The 15,732-nt window shown below is 55.3% G+C and carries 15 protein-coding genes; 4 read left to right on the top strand and 11 right to left on the bottom strand.

Features of this window, described 5'->3' with window-relative positions:
• Positions 1 to 515 precede the first annotated feature (515 nt).
• The 4 genes from NVIE_RS05795 to NVIE_RS05780 all read right to left on the bottom strand — a co-directional run bounded on the left by NVIE_RS05795 (position 516) and on the right by NVIE_RS05780 (position 3,816).
• Entirely contained in the window at positions 516 to 1,433 is a 918-nt protein-coding gene (locus NVIE_RS05795) for a hypothetical protein (RefSeq protein ID WP_075054436.1), read from the bottom strand.
• 106 nt (positions 1,434 to 1,539) lie between these two features.
• Positions 1,540 to 1,860 (bottom strand): hypothetical protein, encoded by a 321-nt coding sequence (locus NVIE_RS05790; RefSeq protein WP_075054435.1) that lies wholly within the window; start codon positions 1,858 to 1,860, stop codon positions 1,540 to 1,542.
• A gap of 252 nt (positions 1,861 to 2,112) precedes the next feature.
• Entirely contained in the window at positions 2,113 to 3,258 is a 1,146-nt protein-coding gene (locus NVIE_RS05785) for a pyridoxal-phosphate-dependent aminotransferase family protein (protein ID WP_075054434.1), read from the bottom strand.
• Positions 3,259 to 3,288: 30 nt separating this feature from the next.
• Positions 3,289 to 3,816: a dihydrofolate reductase family protein gene (locus tag NVIE_RS05780; protein ID WP_075056023.1), complete on the bottom strand. Its 528-nt coding sequence runs from the start codon at positions 3,814 to 3,816 to the stop codon at positions 3,289 to 3,291.
• A gap of 208 nt (positions 3,817 to 4,024) precedes the next feature.
• Between NVIE_RS05780 and NVIE_RS05775 the strand changes: the two genes are divergently transcribed.
• The 3 genes from NVIE_RS05775 to NVIE_RS05765 all read left to right on the top strand — a co-directional run bounded on the left by NVIE_RS05775 (position 4,025) and on the right by NVIE_RS05765 (position 8,652).
• A complete protein-coding gene (locus tag NVIE_RS05775) occupies positions 4,025 to 6,283 on the top strand; it encodes a CDC48 family AAA ATPase (RefSeq protein ID WP_075054433.1) in 2,259 nt (752 codons plus the stop codon).
• A gap of 147 nt (positions 6,284 to 6,430) precedes the next feature.
• Entirely contained in the window at positions 6,431 to 7,504 is a 1,074-nt protein-coding gene (locus NVIE_RS05770) for a M24 family metallopeptidase (RefSeq protein WP_227717494.1), read from the top strand.
• A 50-nt stretch (positions 7,505 to 7,554) separates the two neighbouring features.
• Entirely contained in the window at positions 7,555 to 8,652 is a 1,098-nt protein-coding gene (locus NVIE_RS05765) for an FxLYD domain-containing protein (protein ID WP_075054432.1), read from the top strand.
• Here the strand turns inward: NVIE_RS05765 and coaBC are convergent.
• The 4 genes from coaBC to NVIE_RS05745 are packed head-to-tail and all read right to left on the bottom strand — an operon-like array spanning position 8,584 to position 12,407.
• The gene (coaBC, locus tag NVIE_RS05760; RefSeq protein WP_075054431.1) at positions 8,584 to 9,870 is read right to left on the bottom strand and encodes a bifunctional phosphopantothenoylcysteine decarboxylase/phosphopantothenate--cysteine ligase CoaBC; all 1,287 of its coding nucleotides are present in this window, start codon (positions 9,868 to 9,870) and stop codon (positions 8,584 to 8,586) included. The two genes, NVIE_RS05765 and coaBC, sit on opposite strands and share 69 nt — an antisense overlap.
• The gene (gene panB, locus NVIE_RS05755; protein ID WP_227717493.1) at positions 9,867 to 10,721 is read right to left on the bottom strand and encodes a 3-methyl-2-oxobutanoate hydroxymethyltransferase; all 855 of its coding nucleotides are present in this window, start codon (positions 10,719 to 10,721) and stop codon (positions 9,867 to 9,869) included. The genes coaBC and panB overlap by 4 nt, the downstream gene beginning before the upstream one ends.
• Positions 10,718 to 11,458 (bottom strand): 4-phosphopantoate--beta-alanine ligase, encoded by a 741-nt coding sequence (locus NVIE_RS05750; protein ID WP_075054430.1) that lies wholly within the window; start codon positions 11,456 to 11,458, stop codon positions 10,718 to 10,720. Before NVIE_RS05750 ends, panB begins: the two co-directional genes overlap by 4 nt.
• Before the next feature lies 1 nt (position 11,459).
• Positions 11,460 to 12,407, bottom strand: a complete 948-nt coding sequence (locus NVIE_RS05745) for a pantoate kinase (RefSeq protein ID WP_075054429.1) — start codon at positions 12,405 to 12,407, stop codon at positions 11,460 to 11,462.
• A 67-nt stretch (positions 12,408 to 12,474) separates the two neighbouring features.
• Between NVIE_RS05745 and NVIE_RS05740 the strand changes: the two genes are divergently transcribed.
• The gene (locus tag NVIE_RS05740; protein ID WP_075054428.1) at positions 12,475 to 13,485 is read left to right on the top strand and encodes a PhoU domain-containing protein; all 1,011 of its coding nucleotides are present in this window, start codon (positions 12,475 to 12,477) and stop codon (positions 13,483 to 13,485) included.
• A gap of 14 nt (positions 13,486 to 13,499) precedes the next feature.
• On the opposite strand, the gene mvk is transcribed toward NVIE_RS05740, so the two are convergent.
• Genes mvk through NVIE_RS15325 form a run of 3 tightly spaced genes read right to left on the bottom strand, consistent with a single transcriptional unit; the run spans position 13,500 to position 15,501 of the window.
• Positions 13,500 to 14,495 (bottom strand): mevalonate kinase, encoded by a 996-nt coding sequence (mvk, locus tag NVIE_RS05735; RefSeq protein WP_075054427.1) that lies wholly within the window; start codon positions 14,493 to 14,495, stop codon positions 13,500 to 13,502.
• Positions 14,492 to 15,361 (bottom strand): MEMO1 family protein, encoded by an 870-nt coding sequence (locus tag NVIE_RS05730; protein ID WP_227717491.1) that lies wholly within the window; start codon positions 15,359 to 15,361, stop codon positions 14,492 to 14,494. Before NVIE_RS05730 ends, mvk begins: the two co-directional genes overlap by 4 nt.
• Positions 15,358 to 15,501: a hypothetical protein gene (locus NVIE_RS15325; RefSeq protein ID WP_158435114.1), complete on the bottom strand. Its 144-nt coding sequence runs from the start codon at positions 15,499 to 15,501 to the stop codon at positions 15,358 to 15,360. The genes NVIE_RS05730 and NVIE_RS15325 overlap by 4 nt, the downstream gene beginning before the upstream one ends.
• Between the last annotated feature and the right edge of the window lie 231 nt (positions 15,502 to 15,732).

The following is a 15,732-nucleotide window of genomic DNA, read 5'->3' as shown; positions in this document are numbered from 1 at the left end:
GGATTGTATCACAGAAAAGCGCGAGCCCACAACGAAAAAGAGCTACTTGGAATTTTGAAGAAGTATGGAGAATGGGGCATCGATGGAAGTGTATCGCATCTGGCCTATGATGCCCACATATCTGTCCATGCTGCTTATCAGAGACTTAATAGGCTGCACAAATTGGGTTATGTTGACAGGTATAGATACCATGGAAAAACTGCCTGGATGTATAAGATAAAAGACGACAAAAATACCAATATACTATAACAATGATATAGATTGGATACTTTGGATCTTGATGATGAGAGTTTCAGAGGAATCGTAGAAGGCTATCTAATCGGCGAAAAAGGTCGTCTGATGCCCCAGAAGGCGGCTGTCCTCCGAATTCTGATATCTCAGAAAAAAATCTTCAAAGGATCAGTATGTTTCAAAAATGGCCATCGCCAAGGTGCTTTTCGAAGGTCAGGTTGGTCACGTTGGCAAATACATTCCGGAAGATCCGGATTCTCTGATAGAGTCTGGAAAAGATGGTTTTAAAATAAAGGACATAAATCAATTTCCAACAGGGCTCGCAAAGATTCGATCCTATGATGGTCTTGCGGATGCAATAAGCAGCTGGGAGAAATCCATTCCAGAGTTGAAGTGACTTGGGGAGGGAGCTCAGAATCAAAGTGACGATAGTGATACCATACTCGCGCCAGTGATGGCATTCTATCTTTCACCTCAATCTCCACCGAAAAATCTTTGTTAACATCCCTTGCTATGGGCTGAAGCAGGCGCCTATATCTCCGCTGAAGCTCTACATTATCGAATCTGTTCCTGATTTCCGCGGCTTCCTCTGCATTCTCCGGTATTGAATACGTGGTTTTTCCAAATCGTTTGTCAGCCAATACTTCAGCTTCGGGTAGGTCCAATTTTCTCAAATTCTCACGGATTTCTTGTTCATCGACCAGCTTTTTCGGGATCCTTTCAAGACACTGCTTTGTAACCCATTTCTTAACCGGAATCTTTGAAATCCAAGGTGACTCTGAGAGCCGGTCTGATTTCCAATGTGCCAGCTCCTTTACCGCCTGTCTGAAGACTTCCAACTCCTTTCTGACCGCATCCACCTCGGAACGCTTCCCTTCCACGATTCGTTTAGAATCTTCTAGTGAAAGGTGGTCATAGTTGCCTTCCACAGAGCCCCAAATTTCCGGATCTTCGGGAAGAATCATGTATATGTTTGAAACAATCTTTGCTATCGAGCCCTTGGATAGGTTTGGATAAAACTGTCCGACCTTTTCCTGCAGCCATTTCTCCATAGCATTGTGCTCGCTGGCATGTATCTCGGTTACTAGAAGCTCTTCGAATAGCCTTTTTGTGACTTTTGCTTCGAAACCGTAGGTGAAAAGCTGCTTGTCAAAGTTCAGAATTTCTTGTCTAATAGATTCAGAAACATGCTCTGGTGACAATGCCCGGTTGATGTTAGCATGCAGGTCCAGGTTTTCCTACTCCACAATAGTACGAGCGATTTCGCTTTTAGATGCACAGTATAGTTGAGATCGATCAGCTCTATGCTTACTTGGGGATGCCCCTTTTGAGCACATTCTTAGTTACAGTTTCCCAAGTATACGATGCGCCTGGAAAGAAGCCACTGAACACCTTATTCCATGTGTACCCCGAAAGCCAGTCGCCGAATACTTCCATTACCTTGATGGAGGTCTCCTTGCCAAGTTCGCCCTCGATTACACTTGAAAGGGCTTCTATCGGCGACGGAAACTGATCTCGGAATCTCTTCACCTTCGTCATTAGATCATTGAATGTACCATGGAGCTCTCCACGCCGCGTAAATTTTACAAGCAAATCGAGATCCCCCGGATTCTCTTTGGCTCTGAACATGCTCCCGAATCACCGAATTTCTTCGATATATACTGGAAGTACTTTCTTCTCTGCTCGTTCACATAGCTGCTCCAACCGTTTTAGAAGTATGGTCTGTCTCTTCGAAAGCTGGACTCCGGGTGGCATGGCACTCCTAATGGATTGAAATTTATCAATTTAGCGGTAGCGAACAATGTCAAGCAAAATTCATCGGCGACTTGTTGGCAAGTTAGCAAAGTGCATAGATTTGTAGGAAGTAAAAAGAGGAGGGCTCTAGTTGAGAGCCTTGAGCCTGTCCAGCGCGACCGATGTTGCTTCCGGGTTTGCCTTGACGCCTATCATGTTCATCGCAGACGCGATTGACGACAGCGTCCTCATGACGTGGTACCTGTGCACCTCGCCCATGCAGCCGACCCTGAACACCTTGCCCTTCAGGTCGCCAAAGCCGCCGGCTACCAGCACCTTGAACTGCTCGCCGAGCAGGCCGCGGAATTTCTTGTCGTCCATTCCCGGCAAGTAGTTGACTGCAATGACGACGTTGCTCCTTGCGTCCGGCTTGGCAAACGGGGTCAGGCCCATCGCGTTGAGGCCGGCGTAAAAGGCGTCGGCGCATATCCTGTGGCGCCTTATCCTGTTCTCCATGCCTTCTTCAAGTATCATGTCAAGCGCCTCGCGGAACGCGTAGTACAGTGGCAATGCCGGCGTGAACGGCGTCTCAAAGTGCTCTTCCTGGTACTTGAAGTAGCGCTTCAGGTTCAGGTAGGCCGTGGGCGGCGGGTTTTCCTGCATGTATTTCTTGGCCCTTGCGCTCACCGACACCGGCGAGACGCCAGGAGGAGCTGCAAGCGCCTTTTGCGAAGCGGTCACGCAGACGTCGATGTTCCACTTGTCCACCGGGAGCTCGTCGCCTCCGAGGATTGAAACCGAGTCGGCGACAAAGAACGCGCCCTTGCGTGACGCAAGCTCGCCCAGCTTGTCCATGTAGCGGACGGTGGTTCCTGTCGACGTCTCGTTGTAGACCGCGTACAGCGCCTTGATGTCCTTGTGCTGGTCAAAGGCTTTCTCAAACTCTTCATACGGCGGGTTCTCGCCAAAGGGCGCCTTTATCCTGATGGCCTGCCCGCCCCAGCTGTCGATGAGGTCTGCAAGCCTCGTGGAGAACTCGCCGTTGACCGGGATGACTGCCTTGTCGCCCTTTTTTATGAGGTTGACGACAGAGGCCTCGACCGCGCCGGTGCCAGACGTCGTGAGAAGCACGATGTCGCCGGTGGTCTGGAAGACCTTCTGGGTCTTTTCGAATATCTCCTTGTACAGCACGCGAAAATCGTCACTCCTGTGGTTTATCACAGGCGCAAGCATGGCGTTCATCACCCTGTTGGGCACGTTTGTAGGACCGGGAAGCATAACGAGGTATTCCATGAGCGGGTGGAATGGCGCGCTGGCCGATATTTAAATCAACAAGGCATCTAGTAGCTGGTAGTGCATCTGCACAAGCCCGTTGTCGTACCTGACGAGGTCGACAAGCTTCATGTCCGCCTGCTTGATGCCGTTGTTGAACATAGGTATGCCACTGCCAAGGATTATCGGGTGGACTGATACGATTATCTCGTGTATCAGGCCGGCGTCAAGCAGGATGGAGTTTATCTCGCCGCCTCCCTCAAGCCAGATGTCCTTGCCTTCTGTAGAACGGACAAGGCTTTCTGTAACGCCGACGACGTCAGAGACAAATTCCACGTTGCGATATTTCTCACCCGGGTTTCTTGTAAACACGTAGCATTTCTTGTCCTTGTACGGGTGCTCTTCAAGTTTCAGCACGGTTTCGTAGGTCTCTCTACCCATGATGACGGTGTCGATTGAATCGTAAAACTTTGCATAGCCATAGTCGCCGTCGGTGAACAGCCAGTCGACGCTCCCGTCGCTCCTTGCAATGTAACAGTCAAGGCTTGGGGCAATGAACAACTTTACTTTCCTTTGCATATGCATCCTTGAAAAGCGCAAGACGGGCTAATGACTGCAGCGCTTCCTGATGCACCTAGAAGAAGCAATAAAAATAATAGAACAGGAAACAATACGCCGGAAATCATAACTCATAAGAAAAAGAAACGCCAAAGGTAACCTTGTGACCAGCAACAAAAAGCATGTTGTTTGCAAAGTTGTTGTTCTAGGAGTTAGTGGCAGCTAGTTCATGTCGTCAGCCAACAACAAAGCAAGCCTGAAGGTGGCAGAGGCAGACGCGCGGGACGTCGGAAGGAGGATCGCAAGGATAGACCCCAAGGTGGCCGCAAGGCTTGACATAACGACCGGCGACGCATTGGAAATCATATCGCCTGCCAGCAAGAGAAAGACCACCGTCCTCAACTGGCCTGCGTACCAGAGGGACAACGGAAAAGAGCTGATAAGAATTGACGGCTATGCCAGAAACAAGCTCGGGATTGGCATCGGCGACACCGTGGACATTCGAAAGGTGGAGGCAAAGCCGGCGCAGAGCGTTGCCCTGGCTCCCACGGAGCCCCTGCGCATCCTGGGCGCAGAAGACTATCTCGCAGGGTTCTTGCAGGGACAGCTCGTCACAAAGGGGGACACTATTCCGCTCACCATCATGGGGCAGAGGGTCGACCTGGTCGTCATCTCTACAAGCCCGTCCGGGCCTGTCATAATCGAGCCTTCGACGGAGGTGTCGGTGTCCGAGGAAAGCGCCAACGCGGCTGCAGCAGCAAAAGAAGCCGGAATCCCTGCCATCACGTACGAGGACATTGGCGGCCTGAGGGACGAGGTGACAAAAGTAAGGGAGATGATAGAGCTCCCCCTGCGCCACCCGGAGCTTTTCAGGAGGCTTGGAGTCGAGGCGCCAAAGGGCGTCATACTGCACGGCCCGCCCGGCACTGGTAAAACATTGCTTGCAAAAGCGGTGGCCAACGAGACCCAGGCCAACTTTTACTCGATAGGCGGGCCGGAGATCATGAGCAAGTACTACGGCGAAAGCGAGGAGAGGCTGCGCAACATCTTTGAGGAGGCGCAAAAGAACGCGCCGTCAATAATCTTCATAGACGAGCTGGACTCTATCGCACCAAAAAGGGAGGAGGTCAGCGGCGAGGTCGAGCGCAGGGTGGTGGCGCAACTTCTGTCGCTGATGGACGGGCTGAATGCAAGGGGCAAGGTGGTCGTAATCGGCGCCACCAACAGGATAAACGCGATCGACCCCGCGCTCAGAAGGCCGGGCAGGTTTGACCGCGAAATAGAGATCGGGGTGCCAGACAGGGACGGCAGGCTGGAAGTTCTGCAGATCCACACGAGGGGGATGCCCCTTGACAAGGACGTGAACCTGGAAAAGCTAGCAGACATCTCGCACGGCTTTGTCGGGGCCGACCTGCAGGCGCTTGCAAAGGAAGCCGCGATGCGCGCGCTGCGGCGCGTCCTTCCAGAGATCGACGTGTCTGCGGAAAGCATCCCCGGCGAAACACTGAACAAGATTATTGTAAAGATGCAAGATTTCATGGACGTGGTAAAGGAGATGGAGCCCTCTGCAATGAGGGAGGTGTTTGTTGAAGTCCCGGACGTCCAGTGGGCCGACGTGGGCGGCCTGCAAGGCGTAAAGCAGGAGCTCCGCGAAGCCGTGGAATGGCCGCTAAAGTACCAGGGGCTGTTTTCCTATTCTGATGCAACCCCTCCAAAAGGCATCCTCCTGTACGGGCCTCCGGGCACCGGCAAGACGCTCCTTGCCAAGGCGGCCGCAAACGAAAGCGAGGCCAATTTTATCAGCATAAAGGGGCCGGAGCTTTTGAGCAAGTGGGTCGGCGAGTCCGAAAAAGGCGTCAGGGAGATATTTAGAAAGGCAAGGCAGGCGGCGCCTTGCATCATATTCTTTGACGAGATAGACGCCATAGCTCCTGTCCGGGGAGGGAGTTTTGGCGACTCGCACGTAACAGAGAGGGTGATAAGCCAGATGCTGACAGAGCTTGACGGCCTCGAGATACTGACAAACGTCGTGGTGATAGCCGCTACAAACCGGCCGGACATCATGGACCCTGCGCTCCTCAGGCCCGGCAGGTTTGACAGGCTGCTGTACGTCCCGCCCCCTGACAAGGAGTCGAGGCTGCAGATACTCAAAATCCACACAAAGAAAAAGCCGCTTGACAAGGACGTAGACATCGGGAAGCTTGCAGGGGACATGGAAGGCTACACCGGCGCAGACATTGCGTCGGTCGCGTCTGCCGCCGTGATGCTGGCTCTGCGTGAGCACATTGCAAAATACAGCGATGACGCCAAGGAAGCAGAAAGCCATGCCAAGGACCTGAAAGTAAAAATGCAGCATTTCAGGGACGCGATGAAAAAGGTAAGGCCCCTGTCCTCGCAGGAGCTGGACATGTACAAGAACATCGCAGAGAAATTCGGGATGCCGATGTCGTCGAGAGCCACTGGGGCAGCTTATGCTGGATCGGCCTAGGATCATCATTCTGCTGCCACAGCATCGATGCTGCTGCTGATGGTGGAGCAGGTGAAAAAATAAAGAGCCTCGCCCGCACCAGAATATTCGCCTTGGCAACAACATTTTATAAAAACCGGGCTTTCAATCTGAAGTGTATATATGATTATGATGATGATGAAAGAGCGCAGGTCGCGCCTCTTGCAGCATGCCGCAAAGGCCGGCTGCAACGCAGTGGCGGCGTTTGAGCCGGAAAACGTGTTCTACCTCACCGGCTTTTGGGGAGAAGCTATCGCGGTATGCACCGACAATGGCACGAAACTCGTGGCGCCCAAGCTGGAATACTCGCGCGCCCAGCAGTCGTCGATAGACTGCGAGGTCGTCCCGACAGAGAGGGGAAGCGAGCTCTTGGCGACTTTTGTTTCACAGATAAAGAACAAGCAGGCGTGCACCGACTGCAGCGACTACAGTACAGTCGAGCACGTGAGAAGGCTGCAGGGGAACGTCGTTGTCGACACAGAGCCGTTCTTTCTCACGCGCAGGATAAAGGACGAGGCCGAGATGGAGGTGATAGCAAAAGCGTCGCGCATACTTGACAGGCTGTACAAAGTCTGTGCAGACGAGATAAAGGCAGGCATGACAGAGCGCGACCTCCAGGCAAAACTTGTCTACGAGGGGCTGAAGATGGGCGCAAACCCGCCCTCGTACAAGTCCACGCTGAACCCGCTGATAATCGCAGGCGGGCCAAACGGCGCGCTTCCGCACGCCGAGGTGACCGGCCGCAAGTTTCGCAGCAAGGACATGATAGTAGTCGACCTGACGCTCCGCCACCAGGGATACATTGCGGATGCGACGCGCACGTTTGCCCTCGGCAAGCCGACGGCAGAGATGGTACGCGTCTATGAAATAGTGCAAGAGTCGCAAAAGGCCGGCCTTGACGCCGCGGTGGCGGGCGCCACGTGCGGCCAGGTCGACGCGGCGTGCAGGGATTTGATAAGAGAGCGCGGCTATGAAAAGCAGTTCATACACTCTACCGGCCACGGCATCGGCCTTGACGTGCACGAGCCTCCCTGGGTGCGCGCGACAAACGAGGAGGTGCTGCAAAAGAACATGGCGGTGACAGTCGAGCCGGGAATCTACCTTGAAGGCAAGTTCGGGGTCAGGATAGAGGACAGCATACTTGTCACCGGCGGAAAGCCCAAGGTGCTAAACAGGTTCACCAAAGACCTGGTGGTACTGTAGGCCGGCATCACAACGGTAAAGAAGCTGCCCTGCAGATTATGGATTGGTATATGAAGGCCGCCCTGGCAGTCGCCGCGCTTGTTGCTGTTATTGTCATCGTCGCAGGCATGATGACAGCAGCTATTACGCTTCCTGCCAGCGCGCAGTCTTTTGAAGAACGGCTATGGTTTTATCCCGAAGTGCCAACCGAGAAAAGCCTGGTGACTGCAAAGGTGTCTCTGACTACTCCCACTCCCTGCTATGGCGTGGAGATGCAGGATTTTGAAAAATCAGAAAGCGACATATCGATAAGCGTCAAGGTCACGCCGCCTGCGCCGGAAACAATCTGCGCACAGGTGTTGAAGAGGCACCTGCTTGAGCAGGACATCGGCACGCTAAAAGCTGGGGCCTACACCGCCCGGCTCTACGTCAACGGCGAGGAAAAAGCCGCGACAAGGCTTTACGTCACAGAAAGGGACGTCGCCGTGCTCTCGACAGGCCGGTATGTGGACTATCAGGGCGATGCCAACCTGGTAGGCGAAGTGCAGAACGCCGGCAACGTGCCGCTTGAACGCGTGGCAATCGACGTCAACTTTTTCGATGGCGACAGGCTGTTCCGGGAGGAGCGTATCTACACCACGATGGGGATATTGATGCCCCACATGACCTCCGGCTTTAGCCTCCTGCTTGGCGACGACAACGGCAACCTGCGCGACAAAGAATATTCAGTCCGGGTGATTTCGTACAATACCGCTTCTTCTGCAAAGCAGGACGCGCTGCAGCTGGTGGTAGAGCCGCAGCCGGGCAGGGGCGTGATCTCGGGGACCGTCTACAACAACAGCGTCGAGCGGGACGCCACGCAGGTCAAAATAGCCTGCGTGGTCTACGACGCGCAGGGGGCAGCTGTGGATTCTGTGTTCGATTATTCAAAGCCAAGCACGATTGCGCCGGGAAAAAGCGCTGGCTTTGAGATACAGACAAACCACGACGCAGGAAGCGACGACTTTACTGCCAGCTGCAACGCCGAATCAGTCGAGTTTGCCACGGGCGCGGTGCAGGTGATCCCCGAATTCCCGGCCGCAGCGCTGGCGCTTGCAGGCTCACTTGCCGGCCTTGCTGCCGTTTATAGATTCAGAGACAAGCTCCAGCAATTTCCTTGCGATCTTTGATTTGTCGTCGAGTGGCACATGCACAACCTTTTTCCTTGCATCGACGATAAACACTTCGTTCCTGTCAGAGCCAGCTTTTGAGCCGTCGCGGCCAATGTCGTTTGCCACTACAAGGTCCGCCCCGCACTCTTGCAGCTTTTTGTACGCCTTGTCCACAAGGGTAGAGTCCGAAGCGCCGTAATCTGCCTTGAACGCGACAAGAAAAGTGTCCTTGCTTGCCTTCTTGACCTCGTCGACTATTTTCTTTGTGGCCACGAGCGAGAGGTCCAGCCTGCTGCCGTTTCTCGTGTCTATTTTTTTCGCAGAAGCTGAAGAAGGCGCATAGTCTGACACTGCGGCCGCCATTATCGCAACGTCGCATTTTTCTTCTTTCTTTAGCAGCTCTGCAACAACCGCGCCGCGCATCTGCGCGCTCGTGTCTACCCTGACAACCCTTGCGACATCATCAGGCTCTTCTTCCGTGCCGTGGCCGTACACAAGCGTCACCTTGGCGCCCATCTTCTCTGCCTCCCTTGCTATTGCGACGCCCATCTTGCCAGAGCTGGTGTTGGTGATGACGCGGATGGGGTCAATGTACTCGACAGTGCTTCCCGCAGTGACAAGCACGCGCTTGCCTGCAAGCGGCCCCTTGGCAGCAAGCGCGCCTATCGCGGACGCAAGCACCTGTTCTGGCTCTGCAGCCTTGGCCTTGCCCTCTTCCATGTTCGGGCCGACAAACATGATGCCGCACTCTTGCAGCTTTTTCACGTTCTGCTGGATGAACCTGTTTTCGTACATGGCCTCGTGCATCGCAGGGGCGACGATTACCGGGATTTTCGAGCCAAGCGCGACGCTCAGGACGGACGTCACCGGCGTGTCGTCGATTCCTGCTGCCATCTTGCCCATCGTGTTTGCGGTGCACGGGTACACTACCACAAGGTCGGACATGCCATAGTCCGCAAGCGCAATGTGCTCAAGGTTTCCAGTGAGTCTTGAAACAACCTCGTTTCCCGTTGCCCACTTCATCATCTCCGGGTGCAAAAGCGTCGACGCTGTGGCCTCGCTCATGACTGCGTGCACGTCGGCCCCGTGGCGCATCAATAGGCGCGCAAGGTCTATTGCGCGGTACGCGGCCACGCTTCCCGTTATGCACAGGACTATTTTTTTGCCTTCAAGCTCGCTCCCGTCAGAGCCCGTGATGTCCTTTGACGGGTGGACGCCGCGTCGCTGCTGCTTCATTTCTTGTTCTTTCCTCTGAATTTCTCCAGCTCCTCGGGGCTCATGTGAAAGGTGCTGATCTCTTCCGGGAACTTGCCTGCCTTGACGTCCTGCGTGTAGCGCAAGACCGCGTCAAGGATCGGCCTGGCAAGCTCGGCGTACCTCTTGACAAACTTTGGCTTCATGTCCTCGTATATCCCAAGCAGGTCGTGCAGCACGAGCACCTGGCCGTCGCAACCCGGGCCGGAGCCTATGCCGATTGTGGGCACGGACACCTTTCTGGTGACAACCTCTGCAACCTCGCTTGCGACCATCTCCAGCACTATCGAAAAAACGCCTGCCTTTTCAAGCGCCTGCGCGTCCTGCACCAGGCGCCGCGCCGACTCGGCTGTCCTGCCCTGCAGGCGGTAGCCCTCCCACAGCGACGACGTCTGCGGCTTTAGCCCGATGTGGCCCATGACCGGCACGCCTGCGTCCACGATGGCTTTTACCTTGTCGGCGATCTCTGCGCCGCCTTCCAGTTTCACCGCGTCGCATCCTCCCTTGATGAACTGGACCGCGTTTTCAATGGCCGTGCTCGTGCCTGGCTGGTACGAGCCAAACGGCATGTCGCCTACTATCATCGCCCTCTTGGCCCCCCTTGACACCGCGCCGCAGAACATCAGCATCTCCTGCATGTTGACCGGGACCGTGCTTGGGTGCCCAAGGACCACCATCCCGGCGCTGTCGCCTACCAGCAGGATGTCGACTCCGGCCCTGTCGCATATCAGCGCGGTGGAATAGTCGTACGCCGTGAGGACCGAGATCTTTTCCTTGCCCTTCATGGAAGCAAGGTCGCTTACGCTTACCTTCTTTCTGGCCTGCGTCATCATATTCCTCCCCTTATTTTCTTGAGCGACTGTGCAAGGTTCTTTTCGTTGTCAAACGCGCTGACAATCTTTTTGAGCGACTTTTCGTCCCTGCCTTTTAGCGCCTGCGCCTCATGCACAAGCGCCGGCATGGCCCTTACCAAATTGTCCACTATGGTCACGTGCGCGGCCCTGGCCGTCCTTGAAAGCGGGTTCAGGTCCACCGTGATCACGGTCTTGCCCATCCTTGCAAGCGCCTCCGTCCTGTCGCCGTCTTCAAGCGGCACAAAGACCGTGTCTGCCGCAAATATCCCGTCCGGGTCGACGCGCCTGCGCTCGCTTGAAAGCTCGGGTATCTTGGCAGACGCGCGCGGGCCGACTCCAAGCACGTTTCTTGCGCCGTGCCTCTCCAGCTCGGCCTTGATGGCGTATTCCCTTTCCTCGGTGCGGTAGAACAGGTTCACCTCGATCGCCGCGCCCGTGATCCCGGACAGTTCCACTATCTCTTTTGGGCACAGGGCGGCCGCGTTGCCGTTGACTGAAAGCACCGCCCTCTTGTCTGGCAGGAGGAGCGCTGCGGCAGCCGCGCGTATGGCCTTTTTTGCAACTGCGCTGGTGCGCTCGCCGATCAAATAGTCGTAGGCCTCTCCCCTGCCGTGCGCTATCAGGCCCTCTGCAACTACCAGCTTGCGCCTGAATCCGTCGACCAGCATCTCCCTTGTATGCAGCGACTCGGCGCGCGGGTGGTCCTGCGGTATCATCTCAGAGGACCCTTGCGCCCCTGCCGTCAATGTCGCAGACAAGCAGCGTGCCCTCAAAAAATTTCTGCAGAACGCCTGCCGCTTCGCCTGCGCGGGCCTCCGGCACTATTGTAAACACGGTCTCGCCAAACAGGGCGACGCTGCACTCAAACCCTGCCTCCCTCAATGCGCGCACCGGTGCCCTGCACCTGCCTTCAGTGAGCCCGAGCGTGTCGGCAAACTGGTACGACATTTTCATAAAGTCGTCTACGCTTCTCGTCTCTGCAAGTCTGTCAAGCATCTTGCCCCCAAGGCCGTTTATCGTGTCCATGCGGTTTGCAAGGAAAGCCTTGGTAGAGATCGGAGATATGCAGAGTATCACCGCTTTGTAATGACCTTCAAGCGGGATCCTCTCGACCGTGCCGATGCCCGGCGCGCCTGCGCCAGTGCGCATCTCAAAGCCTCCAGCGTACTCGGCAATCACGGTGCCAAGGCCCGTCCTGCACGCTATTTCGGCCTCGTGCGCCAGCTGCGCGGCCTCTTGCATGCTCCGCCTTGAGCCAAGCGCCGCATTGAGCGCATAGCTGAGGCTCAATGCGGCCGCGCCGCTGGAGCCCAGGCCAAAGCCAACAGGGATGTCTATCTCGTGCTCGACCCTTACAAAGAACGGCTTGTCCGCGTTCTTTTCTCCTGCATACCTGTCGACGATCCACTGCGACACCTCTGCGTCCCTTGGCTTGGCGGCCCTGCCGTTTATCAAAATTTTAGAGCCCGTCCTGCCGCTGCCGTCCTCAAAGACGTGGACGGTCGTGGAAATGCCCCTGTCGATGGAAAAGCCGGCGCCTCTTGAGCCCCTGTACTGTGGGGAGCTTGTGCCGCGCAGTTTCGGTATCTCGAAGAAACCTGTGACGTGGCCCGGGGAGAACGCCTTGGCCACAGCTGCCGGCGCCGTGACCACTGTAGATGCCATAGCCGTTTATAAAAGTCAGTAAATATAAAAATAATGTTTAATTAGTTTAAATGAGTTTATACTATTTATGGTGAGATACGCAAGGCGCCTCCAGCAGATTGGAAGCAGCATCCTCATTTCGCTCCCGAGCCAGTGGGTCAAGGACAACAACCTAAGAAAAGGCAGCATCGTGCCTGTAAACATCAACAGGGACAACACTATTTCGATATTTCCGTCCGGCGAGGAGGCCGAGAGCACCAAAGAGGTGACCATCCAGTACTCGCCGGCTTCGATGGACTCGCTTGTCAACCAGGTGTACGGAGCGTACCTGCTTGGCTATGACGTGATACGGGTAAAGGCGGCCGGCTCGATAACGTACGAGGACGCCGAGCGCTTCAAGCGGGCGATGAGAAAGCTGGTGGGCCTGGAGATAGTGGAAGAGGACCGGCAGACCATCTCGTCGCAGTTCCTGCTTGACCCAAACACTCTTGACGCCGAAAAGATCCTGCGCCGGATGAACTCGCTTGTAGCCGGCATGTTCCGCGAGATGCTTGAAGCGATAAAGGAGCGAGAGAACATCGCCAAGCGCTCGATAGGCGGGCGCGACGACGAGGTCGACCGGCAATACTTTTTGCTGGTGCGCCTCATAAGGAGCGCCATGATGGACCAGCAGCTTGCCGGAAAACTCAACCTGAGCAACATCGACATCCTCGACTACAGGATCGCGGCAAACCTGCTTGAAAGCGCCGGCGATTTTATTGTCGACCTTGCGCCTATGCAGGACTTTGCCAGGCTTGCCCTCATTGACAGGTTTGTGCAGGCCGGCGAGCTTGTGGAAAAGATGCAGGAAAAGGCGGTGGCGGCGTTTGCCGGCAAGAACCGTGCCGACTCTGTGGAGGTGGTCAACATGTACGGCAAATTCAACGAGATCATGAGCTCGATCAAAGAGGCCTCGGCCAACGCGGACAACAAGAGCCCCGAGTCGACGGTCGCGGTGCTGAACCTTACTTACTCTCTGGACAGAATAGCGCGCTGCTGGGTCGACATTGCGGACCTGGTAAAGCCGATGCACCTGATAGCGCCCCTGAAAAACGCCTAGCTAGCTACAGCCGTCTAGCCAAGGACCAGGCCCTTGGTGTCGATCTCGACTTCAAAGGCGCCCTGGCCTGTTTCCTTTATCGCCGATGCGATCCTCTCGCTGTCCTCCTTTGAAGCGGCCAGCGCTATTATCGCGCCCCCGCCTCCTGCACCCGTTATCTTGGCTCCAAGCGCGCCCGCACGCCTTGCCACGTCTATCAGGTCGTCTGCCTTTTCGTGCGATACTCCGAGGCGCTCAAGCAGGAGCTGGTTTTCGTTCATCAGCATGCCGAGGTGCTCCGTGTTGCCGCTGTTGAGCGCGGCAAGGGCCTGGTTGCAGATGTCCCTGGACTGCGACATCAGGCCGGAAAACGCCATCTGGTTTGCCTCCTTCAGCTTGCGCACGCTTGAGACAAGGTCGCCCGTGTTGTGCTTTATTCCGGTGTCCCCGATGACGAGGAAGAGCTTGGTCTTTGCCTCGACTTTTTTAAAGCCGCCGCCCTTGCTGTAGTGCATCATGCCCCCAAAGGTGCTGACAAAGCAGTCGGCCCCTGACGAGTTCTTGTGGATTATCTTCTCTGCTTCAATCGCGCTCTCGCAGACCTTCTTTTTGTCTGCCCTGCCAAGAAGCGACTCGACTGCCGCAATTGTGGCTACAAGCGCCGCGGCGGACGACCCGAGGCCCACTCCGTAGGGGATGTCTGATTTTATCTCTATCTCAAGCCCTCCCTTTTGCTGCTTCTTGTCGTCAAGCGCCTGCCTGGCCGCGTAATACAGAGGCTCCAGGGTTGCGCGCGCGTTGGCGCCCTCGATAAGCCGGAACGTCGAGCCGTCAAACTCGCCTGATGCGATGTCAGATTTTATCTTGACCTTGCCGCCGTCCCTGGATTTCTTTGCCGTGACGGTTATCCTGCGGTTGATGGACGCAAGTATTGCAGGGTTGCCGTACACGACGAAATGCTCGCCAAACAGGATTATCTTTGCCGGAGCCGCCGCCCTTGCCTTTGCTACCGCTGTTGCTGTTACAGTCATACAAATATCACCGATGAATAGCCGACCACCGCGTCCGTGTCCCCTGTCACGTCTCCGCTGGTCGCATATTTCAACAGCTCGCCCCGGGTCGCGCCCAGGTTCTTTGCGGCGACCATTATTGACGCAATGGCGCCGTACCCGCACGCAGAAACGTCCATCCTCTCCAGCACAGCGTAGAATTTCGTGACGTCGAGGGTAAGCATCGCCTTTATCAGTTCATTGTCTTTTTCGTGCGCCATTATGTTTGGCTCATAGTGAGTAAGGTCCGACGACGCAATCAAAATCGTCTTTGTCTTTGGATTCTCTACAACCGTGTCGGCTATGGCCTTTCCGACGTCAAACGCGGTGTCGATGTCCTGCATTATCAGGATAACCGGCACAATCGTGAACCTGCTCTTTATCGACTGCAGGAAAGGCAGCTGCACCTCGAGGCAGTGGTCGCGGCTGTGGGCAAAGTCGTCAAAGTCGATGATGCCGGATTTCCTTGCGATCTCTTGCGTCCATTCGCTGTTTACCTGCACCTGCCCGAGGGGCGTCTCCCACGTCCCGCCCTTCATGGTCGCCACGCCGGAACCTATCCCGTAGTGGTTTGGCCCCACCATCACGACGTTGTCAAAGTCGCTTGCGGAAATGGCGTAAAAGCCGTTTGCCGCCACCGCGCCAGAGTACGTGTAGCCGGCGTGCGGGCAAACAATGCCGTATATCTTGCGCTCTTCTTCTGCTGATGTTGTCAGCGCGGGCGGGGGCCTTCCCGGCCCGAACTTGGTGTTGCGGAAGGACTGGTCTATGGTCAGCCGCAGCTCGTGCTCGTTTGAAGGATAAAACATGCCGGCGACGGCCGGCGGTCTTTTTGTCGGCTTGGTCAAGATGCTGTTTCCTCTACCACTGATGCTGCTACTACTACTGTTGTTGTTGCTGTTGTTATTTTTTTCTGGACAGCAAAAAATCCTGCAATTTTCTTTTTGTTATTAATATGTGCTAAATTTGTTGTAATCATCATCGTCATTGAAAATGGCACTCTGTGGCAACAACTTGAATGCCTGCCGTCGTCGTCGTTGCTATTTACCATCAACCGGAAATAGAAAACGACTTCCCGTATTTAGACGTTAAAATAGGCCTCCTTGCGCCGTCTGGGACGAATGCGATAAACTCCCGGCCAGATAGGTGATTTGAGCCAAATTGCAAGTGTGCAGTGAGGGAAAACACTACCAACCTGGCATAAAAAACCCTTATCCTG

This window comes from Nitrososphaera viennensis EN76, assembly GCF_000698785.1.
Classification (GTDB): domain Archaea; phylum Thermoproteota; class Nitrososphaeria; order Nitrososphaerales; family Nitrososphaeraceae; genus Nitrososphaera; species Nitrososphaera viennensis.
This window is presented reverse-complemented; position numbering and strand designations above follow the sequence as displayed.

What these genes read in the sequence shown, in the direction of transcription:
- NVIE_RS05790 (WP_075054435.1), bottom strand. Translation starts at nt 1,860, where the DNA reads ATGTTCAGAGCCAAAGAGAATCCGGGGGATCTCGATTTGCTTGTAAAA.
- NVIE_RS05785 (WP_075054434.1), bottom strand. Translation starts at nt 3,258, where the DNA reads ATGGAATACCTCGTTATGCTTCCCGGTCCTACAAACGTGCCCAACAGG.
- NVIE_RS05780 (WP_075056023.1), bottom strand. Translation starts at nt 3,816, where the DNA reads ATGCAAAGGAAAGTAAAGTTGTTCATTGCCCCAAGCCTTGACTGTTAC.
- NVIE_RS05775 (WP_075054433.1), top strand. Translation starts at nt 4,025, where the DNA reads ATGTCGTCAGCCAACAACAAAGCAAGCCTGAAGGTGGCAGAGGCAGAC.
- NVIE_RS05770 (WP_227717494.1), top strand. Translation starts at nt 6,431, where the DNA reads ATGATGATGATGAAAGAGCGCAGGTCGCGCCTCTTGCAGCATGCCGCA.
- NVIE_RS05765 (WP_075054432.1), top strand. Translation starts at nt 7,555, where the DNA reads ATGAAGGCCGCCCTGGCAGTCGCCGCGCTTGTTGCTGTTATTGTCATC.
- coaBC (WP_075054431.1), bottom strand. Translation starts at nt 9,870, where the DNA reads ATGAAGCAGCAGCGACGCGGCGTCCACCCGTCAAAGGACATCACGGGC.
- panB (WP_227717493.1), bottom strand. Translation starts at nt 10,721, where the DNA reads ATGATGACGCAGGCCAGAAAGAAGGTAAGCGTAAGCGACCTTGCTTCC.
- NVIE_RS05750 (WP_075054430.1), bottom strand. Translation starts at nt 11,458, where the DNA reads ATGATACCGCAGGACCACCCGCGCGCCGAGTCGCTGCATACAAGGGAG.
- NVIE_RS05745 (WP_075054429.1), bottom strand. Translation starts at nt 12,407, where the DNA reads ATGGCATCTACAGTGGTCACGGCGCCGGCAGCTGTGGCCAAGGCGTTC.
- NVIE_RS05740 (WP_075054428.1), top strand. Translation starts at nt 12,475, where the DNA reads ATGGTGAGATACGCAAGGCGCCTCCAGCAGATTGGAAGCAGCATCCTC.
- mvk (WP_075054427.1), bottom strand. Translation starts at nt 14,495, where the DNA reads ATGACTGTAACAGCAACAGCGGTAGCAAAGGCAAGGGCGGCGGCTCCG.
- NVIE_RS15325 (WP_158435114.1), bottom strand. Translation starts at nt 15,501, where the DNA reads ATGACGATGATGATTACAACAAATTTAGCACATATTAATAACAAAAAG.